Here is a 24,454-nt window from a genome sequence, read left to right on the forward strand (position 1 = left end):
TTGTCAGGCTTTATAAATCTGAATTAGTGCTCCCACTGCCATTTTAGGCATGGCTTTTTTCTCCACACACATCGTCCCCGGTAAATCAGCCGACGTTTCTCCATTAAACGAAATCGTGCAATGGCCGATTTCTTTTAACGTATCGTTCACTTTGCTTCCTACAAATAAAATATCGTATGGTTCACCTGCAATTTCAAGGACGTCTCCGCTTTCAATCTCCTCTAGAAGACGAACCTTTTCATGAATGACCCCAAATGACCTTAATTCGATCGGCACGGTATCATTAAAAATGACCATCATATTTTCTTCTGAGAAAATCTCCACTTCTTCACCGATTTCGATAATTTTAGTTTCGTATTTTTTTATCATGACATTCTCCACCTAGTTGCCCCCTTTAAATTAACTGTACAATCCAAAGCTGAATAGATAAGCGATGACTACCGCAAGCGGCCCAGTGATCATCCGAGAAATCAACACTGCCGGAACCCCGACTTCAATCGTTTCCGGCTCCGCTTCCCCAAGTGTCAAACCAACCGGTACAAAATCAGCCCCAACTTGCGGGTTGATCGCAAATAAGGCCGGAAGCGCCAAAGCTGGCGGTATATTTCCGCGGCCGATTTCAACACCGACCAACACCCCTACTACTTGGGCAATGACGGCCCCTGGACCCAGCAGCGGGGAAAGAATCGGCAAGGCACAAATAACGGAAAGAATAAGTAAACCGAAAATATTGCCTGCAAGCGGCGAGACAAAGTTTGCAATGAGATCTCCTATACCGGTAAATGTGATGATCCCGATCAGCATACTGACAAAAGCCATGAATGGCAGGATATTTTTTAGTACTTGATCCACGGTTTCACGTCCAGCTTGGTAAAGTACCCCTACTACTTTTCCGGCACCGCGCCCCACTTTTTCAATAATATTCATTTTCTTAGGCTGCTTGTAATTTTCTGCAGCTTTTCGTTTTGCTTCTTCTTTGATTTCCTGCGGCGCTTTTTGAACAGCTGGCGCTTCGACTTCATCGACCGCCTTTTTCAGTTGATCTGGATCTTCATAAGGGGCTGCTGAGGCACTAATATCAGACACTGTCACACCCGAAACGAAGTTTTCTTCATTAATGAATTTCATCAGCGGCCCTGAAGGCGAAGTCGGATTGACATTGATCGTCAATATGCCCATTTTCGGATACACTCCGCAGCGAGCTGTACCGCCGCAGTCAATAATGACGCAAGCCATCGTTTCTTTTGCATAAGATGCTTTAAAACCGTCGACGGCTTCCGCTCCAGTCAAACGTGCAATTTCTTCAGCCACCGGATGTATTCCACCTCCAGTGACTGAAACGATATAACGCTGCTCTTCGTTAGGCCGAATGGTCAGCGGTCCACCCCAGCCGCCTCTGCCTTTCGTGACGGAAATCGCTTTGAAATTTAATGGTGCATGCGTATTTGTCATGTTACTAGCCCCCTTTTCAATTGAGCACTGCCATAGCCTTTATACTTCCATGCCTTTCGCTTTCATCATGCGAACTGTAATAATTTCTGTTACGATTCCACGGATCAAAATAACAATGATCCCAACTAAGAAAAAGCGGATCGCCAACGGTCCAAGCGATAACCCTAATGTAGTGATTCCTGCGGATATGCCCAGATACACGAACAATTCAGCTGGGTTTGCGTGTGGGAATAAACCTGTAATCGGATGGACAAATGATACAGCTGAGTCGTAAAAAGCCGGTTTTTGTTTTTCCGGGAGAAACTTCCCAAACGTATAAGCCATCGGATTTGTCAAAAAGAAAACTGCCAAAACCGGGAAAAGGGTGTAGCGCAGAATGATATTTTTCGTGCTTCGGCGTGCTAGCCGATTGATCCGTTCTTCCCCAATCATCCGGATCAGCGCGTTGATGGCCGTAATCAATACAATCAGCAAAGGGATGATTCCTGTAACTAAGCCCGTAAATGTATCAGCCCCTGCTTGGAACATGCCGATAAAGCCTTCAGCAAGTTTAACTAAAAAGTTCATGATTGAATCTAAAAAGTCCATTTTCCTTCCTCCTTAGACAGCCATAATAGTTTTCTTTTCCATTTGGCTTTCAATTTTTTCAAATGCCATTTTAAATGCTTGGGCGACTGATTCGTCTTTCGCTTTGTTTTTAATCTCTTCCATATGAAGACCGTTGTAATCTGTATAAGGTTCAAATCGGCTAAAGACCGTAACGCCTTTCATTAATTGGCTTTCAAGAATAACTCCATTGTCGTCTACAACTACTACAGCAATTACGCCTATCCCTAATTTTTGCTTTTGGATTCCTACCCCCAGATAGCCTGATGGCCGTTTACTCATCTTTTTAATGGTCAGCTGATAGTTTTTCATTTGAATTTTCGTCATCATGATTTGAAGCAGCCATATTCCCGCAAATACAGCTATAAACCATCCCCACAAAAGAACCCCTCCATTCTTTTACATATGTTCTCACATGTAACATATGTTAATACATTCATTATAAAAGCGCTTTCATTAGAAATCAATAATTATTGAAAGAATATTTAAACTATTCTATTTTCCCTTCTATTTTAACTTTATTTAAGCATTTATTAAATATAACGATTAAAAAAAGACAGCCCTCTAAGGCTGTCTTTTCTTGAAGAAACTATTTAGTTGCCCTTGGTATGCATATCTAGCAGAGCCAATTTACTTGCCGACAAGGCGATTAATATACTTTATCTCCATTGAAAATGGAATTTTTTACAACGACATAATCTACCGTGCGGATGGCGCTCAATTTATCTCCTCCGGCGTAAGAAATAGCTGATTGCAGATCTTGCTCCATTTCGACTAAAGTATCCTGTAAAGATCCTCTATACTCTACGAACATTTTCTTGCCTTCAACGTTTTTCTTCTCGCCTTTTTGAAATTCTGAAGCTGATCCAAAATACTCTTTATAGAGTTTGCCGTCAGTCTCAACTGTTTGTCCAGGTGATTCTTCATGGCCAGCAAACAACGAACCGATCATCACCATTGAGGCGCCAAAACGCACTGATTTCGCAATATCTCCGTGCGTGCGGATACCCCCGTCGGCAATAATCGGTTTTGTTGCCGCTTTCGCACACCAGCGAAGTGCCGCCAATTGCCAACCGCCTGTTCCAAAGCCTGTTTTGATCTTCGTAATACAAACTTTCCCAGGACCAATTCCAACTTTTGTAGCATCAGCTCCTGCATGTTCGAGCTCACGCACTGCTTCAGGCGTCCCAACATTCCCGGCGATGACAAAACTCGCAGGCAATCGTTTTTTTATGTATTGAATCATTTCAATCACTGAGTTTGCATGCCCGTGGGCAACATCAATCGTGATGTATTCCGGAACAAGCTGTTGAGCTGCCAACTGCTCCACAAATTCATATTCTTCAGGCTTAACGCCAACGCTAATCGATGCATATAAACCGCGTGCTTGCATATCTTTCACAAAACCTAATCTTGTTTCAGGCTGGAAACGGTGCATAATATAAAAATAATTATTTTCTGCAAGGTTGATGGCAATCTTTTCGTCAATGATCGTCTGCATATTTGCAGGTACGACCGGCAATTTAAAAGTACGTCCTCCGAATTCAACAGATGTGTCGCATTGCGAACGGCTATTCACCACCGCTTTTGCAGGAATTAATTGAATATCTTCGTAATCAAATACATTTTCCATGTTATACACTCCTAAATACGAATAATAAATATAATTATTTCGTTATTGTTCGTCCATAAGACAATGTACAATAATTAAAAATATTTGTCAAAGGCTTTTCCAATTAACATGCAGCCTGTGTAATTCACAGGCTGCATAATTTATCCTTCAAATGGGCCTTCAACCACAATCTTGCCAATTGTCCGGTTTGTTAATAATTGTTCATAAGCCTCTTTTAACGTATTGGCATTGAGCGGCTTCAACTGATTGCTCATTGTCGAAACGATCGAGCCTTCATCTGCCCATTCACTAATACGATTCAAGGCTTTATGCTGGTCTGCCATATCTGCCGTTTGGTAAACAGAGCGTGTATACATCAACTCATAGGCAAAAGTGGCGCTTTTTGCAAAAAGCTGCACGTCGAGCGGTTTTTGCAGCGGCAAAATGGAACAAATTTTCCCTTGAGGAGCTATCACTTCTGCCATATTCGCCATATGCCCATCTGGATCGGAAAGGCAAAAGATGTAGTCCACCGCTTTTAATCCTTGCTCTTTGAGTTGAGGCATCAATTCCTCGTGGTGATTGATGACCATATCTGCGCCATGCTCTTTTGCCCAATCCGTTGTCTCTTGCCGTGAAGCAGTGCCGATCACTTTCAGCCCAGCCAACTTCGCCATTTGAACAGCAATTGACCCTACTCCACCTGCTGCACCAATAATTAAAATGGTTTTACCCTTATTTTCATTCGCCTCGTGTGAGACCCCTAGTCGGTCAAATAAGGCTTCCCATGCCGTCAAACTCGTTAATGGCAGAGCGGCCGCATGAGCAAAATCCAATCGTTCCGGTTTTTTGCCGACAATCCTCTCGTCCACTACATGCAGTTCACTATGGCCACCCGGTCGATTATTGGTTCCAGCGTAAAATACTTCATCGCCGACTCCAAACAATTCACAGTCTTCTCCAGTTTCCACCACGATGCCCGCTACATCCCTCCCTACAATCGTAAACGAATCATCATCGTCCTTTTTTGCATCTCGAGTCCGCAAATCTGTCGGATTGACAGAAATCGCTTTTACTTCCACTAATAAATCTTTTCCAGTGACCGAAGGTTTTGGCATGTTTTCGGAAACGAATTCCGGCGGTTTTGTCCGATCTCCCGGTTGGTAGAATCCGAATGCTTTGATCTTTTGTTCCATGGATTTCTTCCTCTCTTCATACATTTTGGCTAGTTATTTTGCTTCCGGTGATACATCTTCCACAAAAACATCAATGACTACAGGTTTAGATGAGCCTTTCGCTTTCGCTAATGCCTCTTTCAGTTCCGCTTTTGTTTTTGCAGTCAAGCCTACTCCTCCGCAGGCAGTGGCAAAAGCGGCAAAATCGATATTGCCGAGTTCTACATTGGTTGGCTCATTGCCAATTTCCTGTTGTTCATGTTCAATCAATTGGATTTTTTGATTATTAAATACAACAAGCGTCATCGGCAGACGATATTTCACTGCCGTCACGAAATCTTGCATACCCATTGAGAATCCACCATCTCCCACAATCCCCATCACTTGTCTATCAGGATAGGCAATTTTTGCAGCAATTGCCCCTGGCAGTGCACAGCCCATCGTTGCTAACCAGGCGGAAGTGATCAGTGCTTGGCCATCCAGTTTTAAATAGCGCGCAGCCCATATGGTCACACTCCCCACATCTAAAGAAATTATGGCATCTTTCTCCAAGACATGTTGCATTTCTGCGAGTACCTGTGGAGGCTGCAATGTTTCCGTTTGCTTACGCATATCTTCTTGCAGCTTTTCATTCCATTTTCGTTGTTTTTCTTGGAACTCCTCCAAATAATGCCCTTCTTTTTCACTGCTATGCTCTGCTAGCCAAGCAAGTGCAAACTTCGCGTCTGATACGATTCCAACGGTCGAAGGATAGTATTTGCCTAAGACACGCGGTTCGATATCAATTTGAATCGCAGGAGCATTGTCTGGCAAATAATCACGGTAAGGATACGAGGTGCCCGCTAAAATCAACAAATCCGCTCCTTTCATTGCTTCTTTTGCGGGTTCTGTTCCGAGCTGGCCCAATTGGCCAAGATAATGAGGATGGTTTTCCGGGATCATCCCTTTTGACGGCAGCGAAGCAATGAGCGGGGCTTTAATTTTTTCTGCTAACGCCAACAGTTCAGGCACTGCTTTTTTTGCTCCTTTTCCAGCCAAAATAATCGGCTTATTTGAAGCCGCGACTAAGTCTAAAGCTTTCTGCAAATCTTCTTCAGAGCCTCTTATTTTCGGCGACGAGTAGACTGCCGAACTGAGTTCTTTCTCCCGCTTAATTTTTGTGCTGAACAAATCGTCTGAAACAATCAACACAGCAGGCCCTTTTTCAGCGTAAGCCGTTCGGATCGCTTGGTTCAGCATATCCGGCAATTGTTCAGCCCGGTGGACACGGCGGTTGTATACAGCTGCGTCTTCAAACATGGATTCAAGTTGGAGTTCTTGGAAGTTGTCCGTGCCCACTTTTCCGCTTTCTACTTGTCCCACAATCGCAAGAACTGGTGTTTTATCTTTTTTGGCATCGTACAGGCCGTTTTGAAGATGAACTGCACCAGGACCGGCAATCGACATGCAGACACCGATTTTGCCAGTGAGTTTCGAATAAGCGGCAGCTGCGAGCGCACCGGTTTCTTCATGTCGAATTTGGATGAAGCGAATAGACTCTTCTTTCCTTAACTCTTCCATAAACTCATTGATGGAATCTCCAGGCATTCCATATAGATGGTCGACTCCCCACTCTTTCAACAAGTCGACAACATAGGTTCCAGCTTTATGTTCAAACATACCGTCCCTCCTCAGTTTGGTCTTTACCTCTTTCATTTTCCTTCTCTCGAACGGCCATAAACAATTTCAGCCAATAAAAAAACACGCAAGCCAAACTTTTACGAGTTCAGCCTGCGTGCGTGCGATTAAATTAATAAATTGAATAGCAAGGGATCGTGGTTGATTTCAACAAAAGGAAAGCCTTGTTCAGCCATCCGCTGGACGAGCGGGAAATAATCTTCTTTTGACTGCAATTCAATGCCCACTACTACCGGACCCGCTTCACGATTCGTGCGTTTCGTGTATTCAAAATGGGTGATATCGTCATTTTCACCGAGTACTTGCTCCATAAACTTCCGGAGCGCTCCGGCCCGCTGTGGGAAGGTGACAATGAAATTATGCTTTAAGCCTTCATGGATCAGCGAACGTTCTTTGATTTCCTGCATACGCTCGATATCGTTATTGCCGCCGCTGATTACACAAACAACGTTCTTCCCTTTGATCTCTTCTTGGTGCTGTTCAAGTGCCGCAATTGCAAGGGCTCCGGCCGGCTCAACAACAATGGCATTTTCATTGTAAAGCTGTAAAATCGTCGTGCACACGCGCCCTTCCGGAATGATTGAAACCTGATCCACCACGTTTTGGCAGATCTGCAAAGTCAGATCGCCGACTTGTTTGACGGCCGCTCCGTCTACAAATGTGTCAATGGATTCTAGCCGAGTCACTTGGCCGCGGTCCATTGATGTCCGCATTCCTTGTGCTCCTTCAGGCTCTACTCCGACAAGTTTCGTCGATGGGCTGACCCCTTTTAAATACGAGCCCATCCCGGAAGCTAAGCCGCCTCCGCCGATGGCACAAAATAAATAATCTACCGTTGCTTGCATATCATTCAAGATTTCCATCGCCACTGTCCCTTGCCCTGCAATGATTTTTTCATTATCGAAAGGATGGACGAATACTTTGTTTTCAGAAGTGCAATAGCTAATCGCAGAAGTATAGGAATCATCGAAAGTATCGCCAATCAATACAACTGAAACTTTATCTCCGCCGAACCGCTCCACCTGGGAAACTTTTTGGCGCGGAGTAGTCAAAGGCATGAAAATCTTTCCTTCAATGCCCAGTTTGAAGCATGAATAAGCTACTCCCTGCGCATGGTTCCCCGCACTGGCACAGACAACACCAAGACGCCGCTCTTCTTCGTTGAGGCTGCAGATGAAATTGTAAGCGCCGCGCAGTTTAAACGAACGGACCACTTGCAGGTCTTCACGTTTCAAAAAAACGTTGCATCCGTATCTGGCCGAAAGAATTTCGTTTTTTTGCAGCGGCGTTTTAAGGACAACGTCTTTTAATGCCTGATTGGCGATGACGATGTCTTCAACCGTTACTTTAGGGACTTTTATTTCGCGCTCTTTTTCTGCAGTCATTCTTTTTGTCATATGCAACACCATCTCCACTAAAATTATTTCTCCCCATCGTAACATATTTCTTCAAATTCTCAGTCTTTTCTGTGAACTTTTTCTGACTTTTTTCAGTGTAAGCGCTTCAATTGCGGTTTCTAGTTGTTTTCTCCAAATTGCACCTTTTCTTTTGATTGGATTTTCTACTTGCTGCTTTAATTTATCCCTCTTCAATACAAGAAAAAAGGAACTTTCCGCCCCCAACGGGGAATAGAAAGTTCCTTAAACAATTTAAAATTTATTTCCTTTGTCCCCGTGCCGTTCAAGAAGTTCAGCGAATGACAAATTCTTTTCGCGTTCTTTCCGCTCAAACAGCTCCTGTGCATGTTTTTCTTCTGCACGTTTTTGTTCTTCTTTCACCAGTTCTTTTTTGGTTTCTTTTAGTTTCGCCAAAATATCTTCCGGTAAATTGCTCGATGTCTCTTCTTTTTTCTTCGCCATGCTGTTCTCTCCTTAAGGACGTTTTACGATGGTTGCAACGCCTTGGCCGCCGCCGATGCATAAAGTGGCAAGACCGGTTTTCGCATCGCGCTTTTTCATTTCATGAAGCAAGGAAACGAAGACACGTGCGCCACTGGCACCGATCGGGTGGCCAAGTGCAATCGCACCGCCATTCACATTTAATATATCGTGGTTGAAGGCGAGTTCACGATCCACTGCAATCGACTGGGCAGCAAATGCTTCATTCGCTTCAATCAATTCGATGTCCGCTAACTCCATATCCGCTTTTTTCAATGCATTTTTAACTGCTTGCACAGGGCCGATGCCCATGACTGCAGGATCTACTCCTGCATTTCCATTTGCTGCAATGACCGCAAGCGGCGTTAAGCCCAATTCTTCCGCTTTTGCTCTAGACATTACGACCACAGCTGCTGCTCCGTCGTTGATGCCGGATGCATTTCCAGCAGTCACACTGCCGTCTTTTTTGAAGGCTGGACGCAATTTTCCTAATTTTTCAGCAGTGGAATCACGTTTCACGTATTCATCGGTCTTGAAAATGACAGGCTCCCCTTTGCGCTGTGGAATTTCCACAGGTACAATTTCATCATCAAAGCGGCCAGCATCGATGGCGGCCGCCGCACGTGCCTGTGAACGGGCTGAGAATTCATCTTGCTCTTCGCGCGTAATGCCATAGCGATCGCAAAGGTTTTCAGCCGTAATGCCCATGTGGTAATCGTTAAACGCACAAGTCAGTCCATCAACAATCATGCTGTCAATGACTTTCTGATCACCCATCCGGAACCCGCTTCGGGCATTTTGCAATAAATAAGGAGCTTGGCTCATATTTTCCATTCCGCCGGCCACTACAATTTCTGCATCCCCCGCATAAATTGCCTGGTAAGCTAAATGCACCGCTTTCAAACCAGATCCGCAGACCTTATTGATCGTCATCGCTGGCACGGTTTCAGGCAAGCCCGCTTTGATCGAAGCTTGTCTGGCTGGATTTTGCCCAAGTCCCGCCTGCAGTACATTGCCCATGATGACTTCGGAAATTTGATCTGCAGAGATTCCCGCTTTATCCACAGCCTTTTTAATGACGATGGCCCCTAATTCTGTTGCAGACACGTCTTTCAAGGCCCCTTGGAACGACCCGATTGCCGTACGAACGGCGCTGACAATTACGATTTCTTGTGACACATGATTTCCCCCTTGTTGGCGTTTACTGGTTGCTCTTTTATCCCCATTCTCTATACAATGATAGGTAGGGGGGATACTATGTTCAGTTTACCAAAAAATGCAACAATTATCGAGGTTGGTCCGCGCGATGGACTTCAAAACGAAGGGCGCATCGTGGCAACGGACTTTAAACTGCAATTTATCGAAGGGCTTCAAAATTCCGGCATTCAAGAAATGGAACTCACTTCTTTCGTATCGCCGAAATGGGTTCCGCAGATGGCAGATGCAAAAGATATTATGGCAAACACGCAAAAACAAGGCCGTCAATTTGTGTTAGCGCCAAACGAAAAAGGGATTCTGGCAGCTTTGGATTCCGGAGCTAAAGCCATTGCCGTATTTGTCGGCGTTTCCAATTCGTTCAATAAAAAGAATATCAATAAGACCACTTCAGAAAGCATGGATGCATTAAAGCCGCTTGTCGCGATGCTAAAAGAGCAAGGCATTTTCGTCAGAGCCTGCATTTCTACAGCTTTCTATTGCCCTTTTGAAGGGGCGATTGATCCAGAAGCAACGCTTGCCCTCTGCCAGCAATTTGTCGATTGGGGAGTTGATGAGTTGAGTGTTGCCGATACGATCGGTATGGCAGCACCTAATGAAAGTTATGCATTGTTCAAGAAAATCATGGAAGCATTCCCGGATACGCTCATCGCTGCCCATTTCCACGACACGCGGAAAATGGCATTAGCGAACATTTATGCTGCTCTGCATGCCGGCGTTACGCGGTTTGACAGTTCGGCTGGCGGCATAGGCGGATGTCCATTTGCTCCAGGCGCTACAGGCAACGTCGCGACTGAGGACGTCGTCAATATGTTGCATCGCATGGGCGTCGACACGGGCATCGATCTTGACCAATTATGCGATGCCGTCCAAAAAATCGAGCATCATATATCCAATCCGGTCCAAACCGGGATGTATAGCCTCTATAAGAACCAAATGTGAGGAGCCGATTTACTTGAAGAAAAAATTATTGTGGGCAACCGGGGCTGCTTCTAGTATTTTAGCAGCCACAACGACGGTATTTGGCATCGCCTTATCAAACCGCATTATGTATATGCAGATAAAAGATGACCAATTGATCTTAGAACGTGAAACCACGGCAAAACGAATTGACGAACATTGGTACGCAACTGCCAATAAAACCGAGAAATGGATTGATTCCGAAAACGGCTACCCCATCAAAGCGATTTTTTTGGAGCCGCATCAAGCAAATCGCTATGTCATCATTTGCCATGGCGTAACGGAATCAAAAGTGAATTCCTTTAAATATGCCCGGATGTTTGAGCGACTTGGATACAATTCGGTCGTCTATGACCATCGCCGCCACGGCGATTCTGGCGGGAAAACCACCAGTTTCGGCCATTATGAAAAAACCGATCTGAAAGCGGTTGTCGCTGCTTTGAAACTGCATGCGGGGGCTGACGTCGTTTTTGGCATCCACGGAGAATCAATGGGCGCCGCTACAACGCTCCTCTATGCCGGCATGGAAGACTCTGCTAATTTCTATATATCCGACTGCGGCTATTCAGATATCTCGGAACAGTTACTTCACGTCATGAGAACGACGACGCCTTTTAGAACAACGATTGCTTTGCGAGTGGCCAGCGTTTTCCTAAAACTTCGAGATGGCTATTCCATCAGCACCGTATCGCCGCGAGAAGCGGTTAGACAGATTAATAAACCGGTTATATTCATTCATAGCCTGCAAGACGATTTTATCTTGCCGGCCATGACACAGGAAATGTATGATTTAAAACCCGGTGATAAAAAACTGAAATTCTTCGAAGAAGGCGGGCATGCCCAATCTTTCAATAAAAACCCGGAAGCTTATGAACAAACGGTAGCCGAATTTTTAACGGAATATGGTTTTGCTGCTTCTCAAACAGAAAAAACCACTTAATAAAGAAATTTCTCTCTTTTTGTTTTTAAAACTGGTTCCAGAAGTACTTTTATCCAAACAAAAAAGCGCTCAATGTGAGCGCTTTTTATTTTTTAGCTGGTTTTCCAGGTTTAGTTGACGCTTTATTCATTTGAGCCATCATTTGATTGATTTTTTTCTGTGATGGTTTTTGTCCCATCTGCATCATCATGATTCGCAGCATTTCTTCGTTAATCGGCGGGTTATCCTGCAAATACTTCATCATGTATTGACGAGCGATGAAAAAGCCAAGCGCAACACCGGCGAGCAAAGCCACGATAACGATTACGATCCAAATCCATGTAGACATTCAAGTTACCTCCTTCGTGTTGCATAAATAAGTAGTGCACCACAATGGATTATACTATAAATCCGGAGTGGTGACTATACACAGAAATAGATAAAAAAGAGAAGGGATGCAACTCCCTCCTCTTTGGCACTTATTCTTCGATCAATTGTTTAACGCGGGCCGCAACATTTTCAGGAGTAAAGCCGAATTCCTTCATGATGCGTTCTCCTGGAGCACTTGCACCAAAATGGTCGATTGCTAAGATATCGCCTTCATCGCCTGTGTATCTTTCCCAGCCGAATGAAGTTCCCATTTCGATCGCCAAACGTTTCTTAACCGTTTTCGGAATAACGGATTGTTTGTATTCTTTATCCTGTTTTTCGAAACGGTCCCAAGATGGCATCGAAACAACAGAAACTGAAATGCCTTCTTCCGCTAATTGCTTCTGTGCGTCTACAGCTAAGCTGACTTCAGAACCGGTCGCCAATAATAAAGCTTGCGGGTTTTCTGCTGGTGAAACGACATATGCCCCTTTTTCAACTCCGGATTCAGCCATTTCGCCGCTCTTATCAAGCACCGGCAAGTCCTGGCGTGAAAGCACTAATAAAGTCGGTGCTGTTTTTGCCGTCAACGCCAGACGCCATGCAGCTTTCGTTTCATTTGCATCAGCCGGACGGACAACGCTTAAGTTCGGCATTGCACGCAGAGAAGCTAAATGTTCAACTGGTTCGTGCGTAGGTCCGTCTTCTCCAACAGCTACGCTGTCATGAGTGAAGACGAATGTTACCGGTAGGCCCATCAATGCAGCTAAACGGATTGCCGGGCGAACATAATCGCTGAATACGAAGAACGTACCACCGAACACATGTAAGCCGCCATGAAGCGCCATACCGTTTAACGCTGCGCCCATTGCGAACTCACGAACACCAAACCAGATATTGCGTCCAGCTGGGTTTTCAGCATCGAAATCTCCGCCGCCTTTGATATTCGTTTTGTTGGATCCCGCTAGATCTGCACTTCCTCCGAAGAACGAAGGAACAGCTTTTGCAATGGCATTGACCATATCGCCTGAAGAAGCGCGAGTCGCCTGCTTTTTGCCCACTTCATATGTCGGGAATTCAGCATCAAAGTTTTCTGGAAGTTCACCTGTGATCGCTTTTTGCAATTGCGCTGCAAGTTCCGGATACTGAGATTCGTATGTTGCATATAACTCGTTCCAAGCCTTCTCGGCTTTGCCGCCTAATTCTTCAGTAGCTTGTTTGAACGTTTCGTAAACTTCTTCTGGCACGTGGAAATCTTGGTCGAATGTCCACTTGTAGTATTCTTTCGCCAGTTTCATTTCGTCTTCTCCGAGCGGCGAACCATGCGCATCGGCTTTACCAGATTTATTAGGGGCACCATAGCCAATGACCGTTTTTACTTCAATGATAGTCGGTTTGTCTGACGATTCTTTTGCTTCTGCAATTTTAGCTGATAGGTCATCAAGTTCGTTGCCGTCATCTACGCGCAAATAATTCCAGCCGTATGATTCAAAGCGTTTCTTGATATCCTCAGAGAAACTCATTGCCAAGTCGCCATCAAGTGAAATGTCATTGCTGTCATAAAGAACAACCAATTTGTTCAATTTCAAGTGGCCAGCAAGTGAAATTGCTTCACCGGCAACTCCTTCCATCAAATCTCCGTCTCCGCAAAGAGCGAATGTGTGATGATCAACAATATCCAAGTTTTCTTTGTTGTAAGTAGCAGCTAAGTGGCGCTCAGCCATAGCCATACCGACTGCCATGCCGATGCCTTGTCCAAGCGGGCCCGTGGTCGCTTCTACGCCGACCGTATGGCCGTATTCCGGATGTCCAGGAGTTTTTGAATCCCACTGGCGGAAGTTTTTGATTTCTTCTAATGACAAGCCATATCCGCTTAAGTGAAGCAAGCTATATAGAAGCATGGAACCGTGCCCTGCTGATAAGACGAAGCGGTCACGGTTGAACCAAGTCGGATTTTTAGGGTTATGGTTCATATGTTTAGTCCATAATGAGTAAGCCATAGGAGCTGCGCCCATCGGCAATCCTGGATGGCCAGAGTTTGCTTTTTCGATAGCATCAATAGAAAGAGTTCGTATTGTGGTTACTGCAAGTTGATCTGCATGGTTTGACATGAAAACATCCTCTCTTATACAAAAAAATATAGATCCTTTTCTAGTGTAGTCAACAATAGAAAAGAATACAACTAGAAAAGCGCAAGTGCCCGCTTTAGACCCGCCAAGCGCTAGAAGCCTTAACGGAAATAGCACTTTGTGCCAGTGTCGAAAAGACAAATCGCGGCTTGAAGAACTGGGCACTGGTGTCTAGACAATTAAAAAGAGAATAAGTATTAATTCAAATACTTATTCTCTCGAATATTTTTGACCTTTTCGGGTGTTACGTCATTGCCGTTCGGGTCGATGACTTTTACATTTTCAATTGTGCCGCGCATCGTTTTGCGGAATGTCTGTAAATACTCTTGGCGAAGCAGCGATTGTTCTTTTGCTTCTTCGATAGACAATCCAGCCGTTTTCGACTTGCGTGAAAGTTCATTTATGCGATTCAATTTATCCGGTGGTAACATAAAATCCCGCCTTTCTTCTATCATATCGTACAAAAGAAGAGCGGTTTCTGCAATAGATTAGCCTTGTTTCAAGTTTTCAAATTCTTTATAGCGCCGGTGTACGGTCGCTTTGCTTGCTTGATAGCCGAACCCCTGCAATGTCACAGCAATTTCATGGAAAGTTAATCCATTTTCTTTCAAGCTGACAATTTGCTCGATTGGAAGGTCCAATCGTTCGCGTCCTTCCGGATTGCCTTTTCCTTTTAAATTCTTTTCGGGTTTATAGCCGTTTTCAACCGCTCGCTTCATTCCGCGCTTAATCTTGGCATTATGTATTTTCCGCTGGTATTCCTCAACAATAGCCAGAATCTCCAGAACCATATCATCCATGTCATTTAATGCGATTGGCCCTCTGTCAGATAAGGTATAAACTTCGACGCCATATTTTTTCATCACATGCAGCAACGCAATACGAGCATGCCCTCTCCCTAGGCGTGTTTCATCTTGGATAAAAACAGCTTCAAATTTTCCGGTCTTTATGCAATTGAGCATCTCTAATAAGCCTTCGCGGTCCATTTCATAGCCGCTATGCTGATCTGAAAAGATTTCTTCCACAATATAGGATTGCTCAAATGCAAATTTGAGCAATTCCTCTTCTTGCCGTTCAAGCGAAGTTTCTTGAGTGTCTTTCGTGGTGCTGACGCGGCAATAAATCAACGCAGATTTCTTCATTCTGCATCACCCGCCAGTTTAACAGTTTCGTCTGGGGCATATTTAAGTTGATCGCTTGGAATCTTAATCGATTGGCCAACGATAATTTTTGGGGTTTCTAATCCATTTTCCTGCATAATGTCCTCTATCCATTCATGATGTGGAATATCGCCGCTGAAAGATTCAGCCAGCGTCCATAGCGTATCGCCTTCTTGGACTTGCACTTGGCTCGTCGTCGCTTCACTGCTATTGTATGAAAAAATCGTATAAATAGATACTAGCAGAACTAATAGGAAAAATGCTGTAAGATAAGAATTTTTTTGGATGAATGTCATATGAACCGCCTCCTAGGAATGTGTGTTCGGAATGTATGTTCTTATAATAATGCGAACAGGTGTTTTTGTCAACAAATAAATTCGAACCTATGTTTGCATTTCATATTCCAAGTTGGTATACTTATGGTAGAAAACATACTGAACAACTAAAAAGAGGTGAAACTGTTGAAAAAAGTATCAAAACGGCAGGAAGATATTTTGACATTTATAAAAGATGAGGTACGGGCTAAAGGCTATCCGCCTTCCGTTCGGGAAATCGGAGAAGCAGTTGGTTTGGCATCAAGTTCGACTGTACACGGGCACTTAGCTCGCTTGGAAAGCAAAGGCTTGATTCGCCGAGATCCAACAAAACCGAGAGCGATCGAAATTATTAGCACAGAAGAAGCACTGATCGACAAAAGCCCGGTTCTTCATGTCCCGTTAATTGGTAAAGTTACAGCAGGATTGCCGATTACAGCGATAGAGAATGTAGAGGAGTACTTCCCTCTCCCCCAATCCTACGGCACAGAAGATGACCACATTTTCATGCTGGAGATTATGGGTGAAAGTATGATCGAAGCAGGCATCCTTAACGGGGACTATGTGGTCGTTAGACAACAGCAAACCGCTAATAATGGTGACATCGTCGTTGCGATGACTGCCGAAGACGAAGCAACTGTTAAACGTTTTTTCCGAGAAGAAGGCTTTTTCCGCCTACAGCCTGAAAACTCATCGATGGATCCCATTATTGTCGAACAAGTTTCGATCTTAGGAAAAGTGGTCGGCGTATACCGCCAACTTCATTAATAAAAGAGCTGAGAATTTCTCAGCTCTTTTTATTTTTGGTTCTACACTAATTGTTGGGGTGTTGAAACAATTCGGCCCAAAAAAAGACACGCAATCTCCAAATTCTTTTATACTTGAAATGTCGAATAACAAGTAAAGAAGAGGAGATGCGTGCACTTGAATTTTACCATGAAATTTCCCGGATTAGAAGATGTGAAAATCATGAAGATGGAACAAGTGGAGGACCGTGTGGCGCTACATGTGGAGTTGGAGGTGGGGGCCCAAAGCTGTCCGCGCTGCCAGGAAAAGACCCGGCGTGTCCACGATTACCGCATCCAAAAGATTAAGCACCTGAAATGGTTTGAACGGCTGACCTACCTGTTTTACAAGAAAAGACGTTATGCTTGCGGGGCGTGTGGCAAGAAATTTGCCGAGAAGAATTCATTCATCGATCGCTATCAACGGTTCTCAAAAGAGTGGAACCAAGCGGTTCATGTGCGCAGCGTCAAGGCGAAAACGTTCAAGGAAGTGGCCGGACAATACGGCGCTTCCGCTTCGACCATCGTTCGGCGTTTCGATCTGGTGGCGCTCCAGGAAGTTACTGAAACCGCAAAATTACCGCGTGTGATCGCCATCGACGAATACAAAGGCGACACCCGTGAAGGAAAGTACCAACTGATTATCGCCGATGGCGAAACGAGAGAACCGATCGATATCCTGCCCAACCGGAAAAAAGAGACGATCAAACAGTATCTCCAACAGCACGGAGCTGCGGTGGAAATCGTCGTCATGGACATGAGCCATTCCTTTAAAGCCGCGGTCAAAAAAGCACTCGGCAAACCGGTGATCATCGCCGATCGCTTCCACTTCTGCCGGTACATTTACTGGGCGCTGGACGCGGTCCGCAGACGCGTGCAGAAAAGTTGGAACGACTATGACCGCAAAAAAGGCAAACGGATGCGCTACGTCTTTTACAAAAACAGTGAGAAGTTAACCGAAAAGGACCGTTGGTACTTGAAGCGGTATCTTGAAATGGATGAGGAGCTCAAACGAGCTTACGAACTGAAGGAAGCGTATTGCACGTGGTTTCAGGCAAGCAAAAAAAGAGATCCCGAGGAAATCCTCAAGACCAAAGAAGCGTTGCTGGAATTTTATCGGCTGGTGGAACAAGCGGGCATTCCCGAGTTCCAGAAAGCCATGGGCACCTTCCGAAACTGGCAGACGGAAATCTTGAACAGCTTCTCGTTCAAGTATTCCAATGGTTTCTTGGAAGGCATCAATAACCTGACAAAAGTGATTAAGCGGAACGCGTTCGGCTTTCAGAATTTCGAACGCGCCCGCGCCAAAATACTACTGACACACAAGTATAAGAATATGGGAGTTCACGTTGGTTAGGGTGAGGAAGATTTCACCTCACCCCAACATTTGACGGAGAACCTTATTTTTCACCAATTTCACTTTTCACACGAAAAGATCAGCATGATCGGCACGCAAGTCCTTCTGATGTATTCCTCTTCTGTCGCAAAGCGGCTTCGTTCAGGCTTCCCTTCTCTCAATGCTTTTAGCTGAAATCCAGCAGCAAGCAAAGCCGTTATGTAATATTCAGTTGTCCAATGGTATTTTCTCACCGTCTTATCAATCCATGGCTCATTCCGTTCACCTTCAATAAAATAATCATCCACAATCCAGTCTTCTCTTCTGCCGCTTTGTTCTTTGCTTTTAAAAGAGGACGTGGTCAGCGGATGCTGAACACTGAAAATGAAGCGCCCCTTTTCTTTTAATGCTGCGTAGACTTTTGCAAATAACCCTTCAATGTCCTGAAGATAATGGATGACAAAACGGGACGTCACTAAATCATATTTTTCGCTGCCAAATTGATATGCTTCGAGCGATTCGTTGATAATTTGAATGCCTGTACCTGCTGTTGTGCTTTTCGCAAGTTCAGCCATCTGCGCCGCCCCTTCAACTCCTGTATAGCTTTTCGCCCCTATATCAAGCAATTCCAGTCCGTATACTGCATCTCCGCACCCTAAATCTAATACATCCTGCCCGCTCGCTGTTTGGATCAGTTCCATCAGTATCGGTTTTTCAATCGCGTTATTCGGGCTTTCCACCCGTTTTCGCCGCTTTAAATAATTGGCTAAAAAATCTTCTTGATTGTATGCACTCGGCCCTTTGTAAATCATTCCATCCGCTCCCTCGAGTAATTTCCGCATAGAAAAGGCACCCTTTATGTATAGGATGCCTTAGCGTTAAATTTCAGTGACGACAATATATTTAACCAGATTAATGGTGATCCGATAAAGTTTGCCGGTTAATTCATCGACCATTTCATACGTACCGTTCGACGGGATTTTGTTTAATGCCGATTCTCGATCGGCGCCTTTTACATTTTGCACAATGGTATTGCCTTGATCAAAGTAAAATTCAACTTGGAATGTTTTCATAAAGGCCTCCTTGACTGTGTCATTTGCACTCTGTTACCAGTTTACCATAGGCTTCTGCTTATTGTTGTTTATACAATTCCTTATATGCGAGAACTTTCAGTGCAAGCATTTCTTCTTCGCTCAATTGGGTTTCCAGCTTTTGGATTGCTTCTTGCTGGGTCATCGTACCTTTTTGTACTTCCGACTGCATCGTCTTCAATTCATTGATGCCTACTTTTTGAATCAATACCCGAGTCGCTTCGCCTTTCGTTTTAATCGGCAAGTTTTTATCTTCAGCTGCTTTCGCTTCTTCAATGTAGCCAGCTAATTGCGGATCTTTTTCTACATACGATTTGATTTCATCCATTTTTCCGCTGCCTTCGAGTTCTAAAGCTGCTTCTTCTACGATTTTTTCAGAAGCAATATTCGTTCCGACATAATAGACTCCGATTCCGGCTGCACCTAAGATGATTACAAAAATAATAAAATACTTTAAAAAGCGCATACGCCATTCCTCCATTAATTCTCTACTGCTTAATAAGACGTGCTTCCTTCAAAAAAGTTACTGAAAAACTCAATACCCCACAGCCGGGAACTTAGTAGAAGTCCTGGAAGTGGGGTATTGTAGCTTATTCGTTAACATTGCCGAGTTGTTTCCTCTGTTCAGTTACCCACCAGTCGATATGGCCTTTGTCAAAAATCAACATGTCGCCAAAAGGCTGGCTATGCGGTATAGTCCGCTGGGTTATTAAATTTCGGATCTGCTCTTCAGTCATTGGGCATTCCTTTGAATCCAAGTACGTTAAAAGCTTTTCAATCCCTTGGATTTTTTGCATTTAATCACCCCCACAAAATCCTCCTTGCATTTACTCAAAGAAAATTCAGTACGGGTTATTAAATTGAGAAAGCCTATTTCTTTATACCCTGATTTCCATGTTTTTAATCCTTGAGTACGTTTTATTATCCCCCTCTGCGCGAAGTTGTAACCGGTTCAGCATAATTTTTTATTTTCACTAATTTTACATCCTCTTTATTAAAAAGATTCACTTCTCCAAAATTGTCTTCAAAACGCACGATTTTTTCTGAAAGCGCCATGTCAGCTACCTCATCACGGCTAGTAGCTTCCACTGTTCGTTCAACAGCCAACCCTTTTTCTAAGAAGTATTGAATCACAAATTTAGCCATCGGCTCACCTCCTTCTTGAAAAGTTCTCGGTCAGCTTAATTTATTCCTGCCTATTTGAGAAATTAAAAAAGCTGCAAGAGCGGTTAAGCTCATGCAGCAGATTTAATTAATACATTTTCAAGTATTGCTCGCGCTCCCAAGGATGCACAGCGATACGGAACATATCCCACTCGATTTCTTTCGCTTCAACGAAATTGTTTAGGATGTGATTTCCAAGTGCTTTCGTCATCACCTCATCGTTTTGCAGCTCTTGCAATGCCGCGTATAATGTCGGCGGAAGATCTTTGATGCCTACTGCTTCACGCTCTTTTTTGTTCATCGCATAAATATTGCGGTCTACTGGTTTTGGCGCTTTTAGTTTCTTTTTAATGCCGTCAAGGCCAGCGCTTAAGAGGACAGCCATCGCCAGGTAAGGGTTTGCCGAAGGATCGACTGAACGGACTTCTACGCGTGTTGACAATCCGCGTGAAGCCGGAATACGGATCAACGGGCTGCGGTTTTGGCCAGACCAAGCAACGTAGCAAGGTGCTTCGTATCCTGGAACTAGACGCTTATACGAATTGACTGTTGGATTTGTTACTGCAGTGAAGCCTTGTGCGTGCTCTAAAATTCCTGCTAGGAATTGGTACGCTGTTTCGCTCAACTTCAATTCGCCGTCTTCATCAAGGAAGGCATTCACTTTGTCTTTGAACAAAGAAACGTTCATATGCATTCCTGAACCGTTGACGCCGAAAAGAGGTTTAGGCATGAAAGTTGCGTGCAAGCCGTGTTTGCGGGCAATTGTTTTAACGACCAATTTGAACGTTTGGATATCATCGCAAGCTTTGATGGCGTCTGCATATTTAAAATCGATTTCGTGTTGTCCTGGAGCCACTTCATGGTGGGAAGCTTCAATTTCAAAGCCCATTTCTTCCAATTCCAATACGATGTCACGACGGCAGTTTTCACCAAGGTCCATTGGAGCCAAGTCAAAGTATCCGCCATTGTCGTTCAATTCAAGTGATGGCTCGCCGCTAGCATCCAATTTGAACAAGAAGAATTCAGGCTCTGGCCCTAGGTTGAAATGCGTGAAGCCCATTTCTTCCATTTCTTTGAGAACGCGTTTCAAGTTATTGCGCGGATCTCCTTCAAACGGTGTTCCATCTGCACGGTAAATATCACAGATAAGGCGTGCTACTTTCCCTTTGCCTGTAATCCATGGGAATACTACCCACGTGTCTAGGTCTGGGAATAGGTACATATCCGATTCTTCAATGCGAACGAATCCATCGATAGATGATCCATCGAACATCATTTTGTTGTCGAGTGCTTTGTCCAATTGAGAAGTCGGAATTTCAACATTTTTGATTATGCCGAGAATGTCTGTAAACTGCAAACGGATAAAGTTGACTTCTTCTTCTTTTACTAATCGCTTAATGTCTTCTTTTGTATACTTGCTCATTTTCTTTTCCACTCTCCTATGTAAGTTTTATATTCACTCGCCTCAATTGAAGAAACGAGATAAATCACCTTGTCTTAACCCGCCGCGTTCATACGAGCGAAGTTGCTGCATTTCTTCCCTTAAAATTCTCCGCAATTCTGCATCGCTGAGATTTTTGGGTTCAGCCTTTTCGTTTTCAGGTTGGTCTTTCAGATTATAGATTTTTTTGATCCCTGCCATATTAAGGCCTTGATCCAAATATTCTTTAATCTCCAGCAATGTATCGACATCGTTCAATGAGAACATGCGTTTATTGCCTTCCGTGCGGGCAGGGCTGATTAATCCATGCTCTTCGTAATAGCGGATTTGGCGCGCAGTCAATTCTGTCAGCTGCATCACAATGCTGATGGGCAGAAGCGGCATCGTCCGACGAACCCGATTCGTCATTGTTTTCACCCTTTTCAGTTTTACTACTCTTTCAGTATAAAACACGTTAGATAAGTTGTCAAATCCATGTTACGTTTTCTGACATAAAAATATTCCTGCACTCTTTCAAGTGCAGGAACACTTATAAAAGACCGGATTCTTCTAAAGCTGCGATTGAATTCAACACAGCAATTTTCACATGTTCATAAGTTAATCCACCTTGCACAAAAGCAGTATAAGGGGGCCGAATCGGGCCGTCTGCTGTGAGTTCGATGCTGGAGCCTTGGACAAATGTTCCGGCTGCCATGATAACATCATCTTCGTATCCCGGCATATATGCCGGTTCCGGTTTGAATTGCGCATTTACCGGCGAACTGTTTTGGATTGTTTGGCAAAAGGCGATCATCTGCTCTGCCGTTTTAAAAGAAACGGATTGGATAAGGTCAGTCCGCGGCGCTGAATAATGCGGCGTCGTTTCCATGCCTACCGATTCTAAAAGAGCTGATGTGAAGATAGCCCCTTTTAAGGCTTGAGATACAATATGCGGAGCCATAAAAAAGCCCTGATACATATCAGGCAACGCGTTCAACGAAGCTCCCGCCTCTCCTCCTATACCCGGAGAAGTCATTCGGTAACCGCATTTTTCGACTAAATCTGCTTTTCCGGCAATATAGCCGCCGATTTTCGCCAAGCCGCCTCCCGGATTTTTAATCAAAGAGCCGGCAATCAAATCTGCACCAACTTCGATCGGTTCCCGCTCTTCCACAAATTCACCGTAGCAATTGTCCACAAAAATGATGGCATCTTCCTTTATTGCTTTGACACGCCGGACCATCTCTTCAATTTCATCGACGGTAAAAGAGGGCCGTGTATCGTAGCCGCGTGAACGCTGGATTGCAACCACTTTTGTTTTTTCTGAAACAGCGCTTTCAACATTGGCCCAGTCGATCTGATTGCTCTTCGTTAAATCGAGGTGCTGATAGCCAATACCAAAATCCTTTAGGGAACCCGTATCCTTTTCCCCTCCCGAAACGATGGAGTCTAAAGTGTCGTAAGGCTTTCCTGTGATGTACATCAATTCATCTCCAGGACGCAGCACTCCAAATAGCGCAATGGTGATTGCGTGCGTTCCTGAAATGATTTGCGGCCGGACCAAAGCTGCTTGAGCTTTGAAAACATCCGCATAGACTTTCTCTAAAGTATCCCGTCCCTCATCATCATAGCCATACCCTGTAGAAGGGTTGAAATGATGGTCGCTCACTTTTTGGCGATGAAAAGCATCCAATACTTTCTTCTGGTTCAGGAAGGCTATATCGTCTGCACGCCGCAATTCTTTTTGGATTGTTTCTTCGATTGTTCTGATTGTTGTCTGCATATTAATCTCCATTCATTTTTAATGCCCTTTCCATTATTGCGCTAAACTTGAAATTGCGTCAAACTCTGATACAATTCATAGAGTTAGTTTTTCAGGGAGGATTAGTGCAATGGCTTGGGAAGTTTTAAGTGCAATCGGGACAATCGCGTTTGCCATTTCCGGCGCAATTATCGCAATGGAAGAAGAATATGATATTTTTGGCGTTTACCTTCTCGGAGTCGTTACAGCTTTCGGCGGCGGAGCTATCCGCAATTTATTGATCGGCGTTCCTGTTTCAGCCTTATGGGAACAGGAAATGATGTTTCAGTTAGCCGCCATTTCCATCACCATCGTTTTTCTTTTCCCGCATAAATTACTCGGGCCATGGAGCAGGTGGGGCAATTTCTTCGATGCGATCGGCTTGTCGGCATTTGCTGTACAAGGTGCATTATATGCAGTCGATTTGAATATGCCCATTATCGCTGTCATGGTCGCCGCAATTTTAACGGGTTCCGGCGGCGGAATGATCCGTGATTTACTGGCGGGTCGAAAGCCGCTTGTCTTAAAAGCGGAAATCTATGCTTTATGGGCTGCCATCGCAGGCATCTTGATCAGCATTGATATGATCCGCTCGGACTTCGTCTTATACGGCCTGTTCCTAGTGATCACCGTTTTGCGCATTCTATCTTATACGTACAACTGGCGGCTGCCATCAAGAAAAATCCAGCTGCCTTAAAAAAACAAGCCATGCGGCTCTTTGCCGCATGGCTTGTTTTTTATTAAGCGATGACTTCCCCGTTCCAGTTCATCATACCGCCTTCGATATTAATTGTTTCAATGCCGTTCGACTCCAAAAAGTCGCAAGCCATTGCGCTTCTGCCGCCAGCTTTGCAGATCACATGGACATCTGCACCTGCCCCGATTTCATCTAAACGTTCCGGCAGCTGCCCGAGTGGAATGTGCTTTGCTCCAGGGATCATGCCATAAGCTACTTCTTCGTCTTCACGCACATCTATCAAGTAAATTTCTTCGCCGCGCTCGACGAGTTCCTGCAATTCATCTGTTGTAATGGATTTCATTATTTATTTCCTCCTGCCAAATGTTTAAGATTAAGCTACTTAAAAAGGGTATACTCACCCTGCGCTTCTGTCAAATGAACAAAACCAGCCAAGTGGATACCCGGCTGGCTCATCACTTATTCTTGATGTTCGATGTTCACAGCCTTTGCAGGAGAGAACGTTGAAATCGCATGTTTGTAGATCAATTGCTGTTTGCCGTCCGTTTCTACCAGCACCGTAAAATTATCATAGGATTTAATGGTTCCTTTTAACTGGAAGCCATTTAGTAAAAAGACAGTTACAAAAATATTATTTTTACGCAGCTGATTTAAATAGACATCTTGAATATTGACTGGTTTCATGAATATCCCCC

Annotated in this window: 30 protein-coding genes; 5 read left to right on the top strand and 25 right to left on the bottom strand. The window is 44.3% G+C overall.

Going from position 1 to position 24,454, the window contains the following annotated elements; genetic code table 11:
- Nucleotides 1-3: 3 nt before the first annotated feature.
- The 10 genes from AC2EXB_RS11740 to AC2EXB_RS11785 all read right to left on the bottom strand — a co-directional run bounded on the left by AC2EXB_RS11740 (nucleotide 4) and on the right by AC2EXB_RS11785 (nucleotide 9,578).
- A complete protein-coding gene (locus AC2EXB_RS11740) occupies nucleotides 4-381 on the bottom strand; it encodes a PTS glucitol/sorbitol transporter subunit IIA (RefSeq protein ID WP_483601579.1) in 378 nt (125 codons plus the stop codon).
- Nucleotides 382-399: 18 nt separating this feature from the next.
- Nucleotides 400-1,452, bottom strand: coding sequence for a PTS glucitol/sorbitol transporter subunit IIB (gene srlE, locus AC2EXB_RS11745; protein ID WP_483601581.1), 1,053 nt, complete (start codon nucleotides 1,450-1,452; stop codon nucleotides 400-402).
- 39 nt (nucleotides 1,453-1,491) lie between these two features.
- A complete protein-coding gene (gene srlA / locus AC2EXB_RS11750; RefSeq protein WP_235199311.1) occupies nucleotides 1,492-2,019 on the bottom strand; it encodes a PTS glucitol/sorbitol transporter subunit IIC in 528 nt (175 codons plus the stop codon).
- A 33-nt stretch (nucleotides 2,020-2,052) separates the two neighbouring features.
- A complete protein-coding gene (locus tag AC2EXB_RS11755; protein ID WP_483601582.1) occupies nucleotides 2,053-2,439 on the bottom strand; it encodes a transcriptional regulator GutM in 387 nt (128 codons plus the stop codon).
- A gap of 268 nt (nucleotides 2,440-2,707) precedes the next feature.
- The gene (guaC, locus tag AC2EXB_RS11760) at nucleotides 2,708-3,691 is read right to left on the bottom strand and encodes a GMP reductase (RefSeq protein WP_483601584.1); all 984 of its coding nucleotides are present in this window, start codon (nucleotides 3,689-3,691) and stop codon (nucleotides 2,708-2,710) included.
- A gap of 140 nt (nucleotides 3,692-3,831) precedes the next feature.
- A complete protein-coding gene (locus tag AC2EXB_RS11765; RefSeq protein WP_483601586.1) occupies nucleotides 3,832-4,866 on the bottom strand; it encodes a zinc-binding alcohol dehydrogenase family protein in 1,035 nt (344 codons plus the stop codon).
- Nucleotides 4,867-4,899: 33 nt separating this feature from the next.
- On the bottom strand, nucleotides 4,900-6,504 hold the full coding sequence (locus AC2EXB_RS11770; RefSeq protein ID WP_483601588.1) for a pyruvate oxidase: 1,605 nt from the start codon (nucleotides 6,502-6,504) through the stop codon (nucleotides 4,900-4,902).
- A 125-nt stretch (nucleotides 6,505-6,629) separates the two neighbouring features.
- Nucleotides 6,630-7,919 (bottom strand): threonine ammonia-lyase IlvA, encoded by a 1,290-nt coding sequence (gene ilvA, locus AC2EXB_RS11775; RefSeq protein ID WP_483601589.1) that lies wholly within the window; start codon nucleotides 7,917-7,919, stop codon nucleotides 6,630-6,632.
- Between the two features lie 252 nt (nucleotides 7,920-8,171).
- Entirely contained in the window at nucleotides 8,172-8,381 is a 210-nt protein-coding gene (locus tag AC2EXB_RS11780; protein WP_483601590.1) for a YqkE family protein, read from the bottom strand.
- A gap of 12 nt (nucleotides 8,382-8,393) precedes the next feature.
- Nucleotides 8,394-9,578: an acetyl-CoA C-acetyltransferase gene (locus AC2EXB_RS11785; protein ID WP_483601591.1), complete on the bottom strand. Its 1,185-nt coding sequence runs from the start codon at nucleotides 9,576-9,578 to the stop codon at nucleotides 8,394-8,396.
- 78 nt (nucleotides 9,579-9,656) lie between these two features.
- Here AC2EXB_RS11785 and AC2EXB_RS11790 point away from each other — a divergent pair, with 78 nt between their 5' ends.
- On the top strand, nucleotides 9,657-10,556 hold the full coding sequence (locus tag AC2EXB_RS11790; RefSeq protein WP_483601593.1) for a hydroxymethylglutaryl-CoA lyase: 900 nt from the start codon (nucleotides 9,657-9,659) through the stop codon (nucleotides 10,554-10,556).
- A 13-nt stretch (nucleotides 10,557-10,569) separates the two neighbouring features.
- Nucleotides 10,570-11,514, top strand: coding sequence for an alpha/beta hydrolase (locus AC2EXB_RS11795; RefSeq protein ID WP_483601594.1), 945 nt, complete (start codon nucleotides 10,570-10,572; stop codon nucleotides 11,512-11,514).
- 85 nt (nucleotides 11,515-11,599) lie between these two features.
- Here the strand turns inward: AC2EXB_RS11795 and AC2EXB_RS11800 are convergent, their stop codons facing one another.
- From AC2EXB_RS11800 to yneA, 5 genes are all read right to left on the bottom strand, one after another.
- The gene (locus AC2EXB_RS11800) at nucleotides 11,600-11,842 is read right to left on the bottom strand and encodes a YneF family protein (RefSeq protein ID WP_052651337.1); all 243 of its coding nucleotides are present in this window, start codon (nucleotides 11,840-11,842) and stop codon (nucleotides 11,600-11,602) included.
- 130 nt (nucleotides 11,843-11,972) lie between these two features.
- Nucleotides 11,973-13,973: a transketolase gene (gene tkt / locus AC2EXB_RS11805; RefSeq protein ID WP_483601595.1), complete on the bottom strand. Its 2,001-nt coding sequence runs from the start codon at nucleotides 13,971-13,973 to the stop codon at nucleotides 11,973-11,975.
- A gap of 215 nt (nucleotides 13,974-14,188) precedes the next feature.
- Entirely contained in the window at nucleotides 14,189-14,422 is a 234-nt protein-coding gene (locus AC2EXB_RS11810; RefSeq protein ID WP_235196529.1) for a DUF896 domain-containing protein, read from the bottom strand.
- 57 nt (nucleotides 14,423-14,479) lie between these two features.
- On the bottom strand, nucleotides 14,480-15,133 hold the full coding sequence (locus AC2EXB_RS11815) for a YneB family resolvase-like protein (RefSeq protein WP_235196530.1): 654 nt from the start codon (nucleotides 15,131-15,133) through the stop codon (nucleotides 14,480-14,482).
- The gene (gene yneA, locus AC2EXB_RS11820; RefSeq protein WP_235196531.1) at nucleotides 15,130-15,447 is read right to left on the bottom strand and encodes a cell division suppressor protein YneA; all 318 of its coding nucleotides are present in this window, start codon (nucleotides 15,445-15,447) and stop codon (nucleotides 15,130-15,132) included. The genes AC2EXB_RS11815 and yneA overlap by 4 nt, the downstream gene beginning before the upstream one ends.
- Before the next feature lie 165 nt (nucleotides 15,448-15,612).
- Between yneA and lexA the strand changes: the two genes are divergently transcribed.
- Nucleotides 15,613-16,233, top strand: coding sequence for a transcriptional repressor LexA (gene lexA, locus AC2EXB_RS11825; protein ID WP_235196532.1), 621 nt, complete (start codon nucleotides 15,613-15,615; stop codon nucleotides 16,231-16,233).
- A 150-nt stretch (nucleotides 16,234-16,383) separates the two neighbouring features.
- Nucleotides 16,384-17,607, top strand: a complete 1,224-nt coding sequence (locus AC2EXB_RS11830; RefSeq protein WP_483601597.1) for an ISL3 family transposase — start codon at nucleotides 16,384-16,386, stop codon at nucleotides 17,605-17,607.
- A 59-nt stretch (nucleotides 17,608-17,666) separates the two neighbouring features.
- On the opposite strand, the gene AC2EXB_RS11835 is transcribed toward AC2EXB_RS11830, so the two are convergent.
- The 8 genes from AC2EXB_RS11835 to AC2EXB_RS11870 all read right to left on the bottom strand — a co-directional run bounded on the left by AC2EXB_RS11835 (nucleotide 17,667) and on the right by AC2EXB_RS11870 (nucleotide 23,044).
- Nucleotides 17,667-18,428, bottom strand: a complete 762-nt coding sequence (locus AC2EXB_RS11835; protein ID WP_483601598.1) for a class I SAM-dependent methyltransferase — start codon at nucleotides 18,426-18,428, stop codon at nucleotides 17,667-17,669.
- A gap of 36 nt (nucleotides 18,429-18,464) precedes the next feature.
- Complete coding sequence (locus tag AC2EXB_RS11840) at nucleotides 18,465-18,659, bottom strand: hypothetical protein (RefSeq protein ID WP_483601600.1); 195 nt, start codon at nucleotides 18,657-18,659, stop codon at nucleotides 18,465-18,467.
- A 58-nt stretch (nucleotides 18,660-18,717) separates the two neighbouring features.
- Complete coding sequence (locus AC2EXB_RS11845; RefSeq protein WP_483601601.1) at nucleotides 18,718-19,143, bottom strand: hypothetical protein; 426 nt, start codon at nucleotides 19,141-19,143, stop codon at nucleotides 18,718-18,720.
- A 124-nt stretch (nucleotides 19,144-19,267) separates the two neighbouring features.
- The gene (locus tag AC2EXB_RS11850) at nucleotides 19,268-19,474 is read right to left on the bottom strand and encodes a hypothetical protein (protein ID WP_483601602.1); all 207 of its coding nucleotides are present in this window, start codon (nucleotides 19,472-19,474) and stop codon (nucleotides 19,268-19,270) included.
- Nucleotides 19,475-19,598: 124 nt separating this feature from the next.
- Nucleotides 19,599-19,823, bottom strand: coding sequence for a hypothetical protein (locus AC2EXB_RS11855; protein ID WP_483601603.1), 225 nt, complete (start codon nucleotides 19,821-19,823; stop codon nucleotides 19,599-19,601).
- A 106-nt stretch (nucleotides 19,824-19,929) separates the two neighbouring features.
- Complete coding sequence (gene glnA / locus AC2EXB_RS11860; RefSeq protein WP_483601605.1) at nucleotides 19,930-21,264, bottom strand: type I glutamate--ammonia ligase; 1,335 nt, start codon at nucleotides 21,262-21,264, stop codon at nucleotides 19,930-19,932.
- Between the two features lie 42 nt (nucleotides 21,265-21,306).
- On the bottom strand, nucleotides 21,307-21,690 hold the full coding sequence (locus AC2EXB_RS11865; protein ID WP_251474212.1) for a MerR family transcriptional regulator: 384 nt from the start codon (nucleotides 21,688-21,690) through the stop codon (nucleotides 21,307-21,309).
- Between the two features lie 121 nt (nucleotides 21,691-21,811).
- Nucleotides 21,812-23,044 carry a methionine gamma-lyase family protein gene (locus AC2EXB_RS11870; RefSeq protein ID WP_483601606.1) on the bottom strand — a complete coding sequence of 411 codons (1,233 nt, stop codon included), beginning with the start codon at nucleotides 23,042-23,044 and terminating at the stop codon, nucleotides 21,812-21,814.
- A 109-nt stretch (nucleotides 23,045-23,153) separates the two neighbouring features.
- Between AC2EXB_RS11870 and AC2EXB_RS11875 the strand changes: the two genes are divergently transcribed.
- Nucleotides 23,154-23,759: a trimeric intracellular cation channel family protein gene (locus tag AC2EXB_RS11875; RefSeq protein ID WP_235196541.1), complete on the top strand. Its 606-nt coding sequence runs from the start codon at nucleotides 23,154-23,156 to the stop codon at nucleotides 23,757-23,759.
- Between the two features lie 43 nt (nucleotides 23,760-23,802).
- Here the strand turns inward: AC2EXB_RS11875 and AC2EXB_RS11880 are convergent, their stop codons facing one another.
- Together AC2EXB_RS11880 and hfq are read right to left on the bottom strand one after the other, a co-directional pair.
- Nucleotides 23,803-24,102, bottom strand: a complete 300-nt coding sequence (locus tag AC2EXB_RS11880; protein ID WP_483601608.1) for a rhodanese-like domain-containing protein — start codon at nucleotides 24,100-24,102, stop codon at nucleotides 23,803-23,805.
- Nucleotides 24,103-24,218: 116 nt separating this feature from the next.
- Nucleotides 24,219-24,443, bottom strand: coding sequence for an RNA chaperone Hfq (gene hfq, locus AC2EXB_RS11885; RefSeq protein WP_235199312.1), 225 nt, complete (start codon nucleotides 24,441-24,443; stop codon nucleotides 24,219-24,221).
- Nucleotides 24,444-24,454 lie beyond the last annotated feature (11 nt).

The organism is Planococcus alkaliphilus, assembly GCF_057031095.1.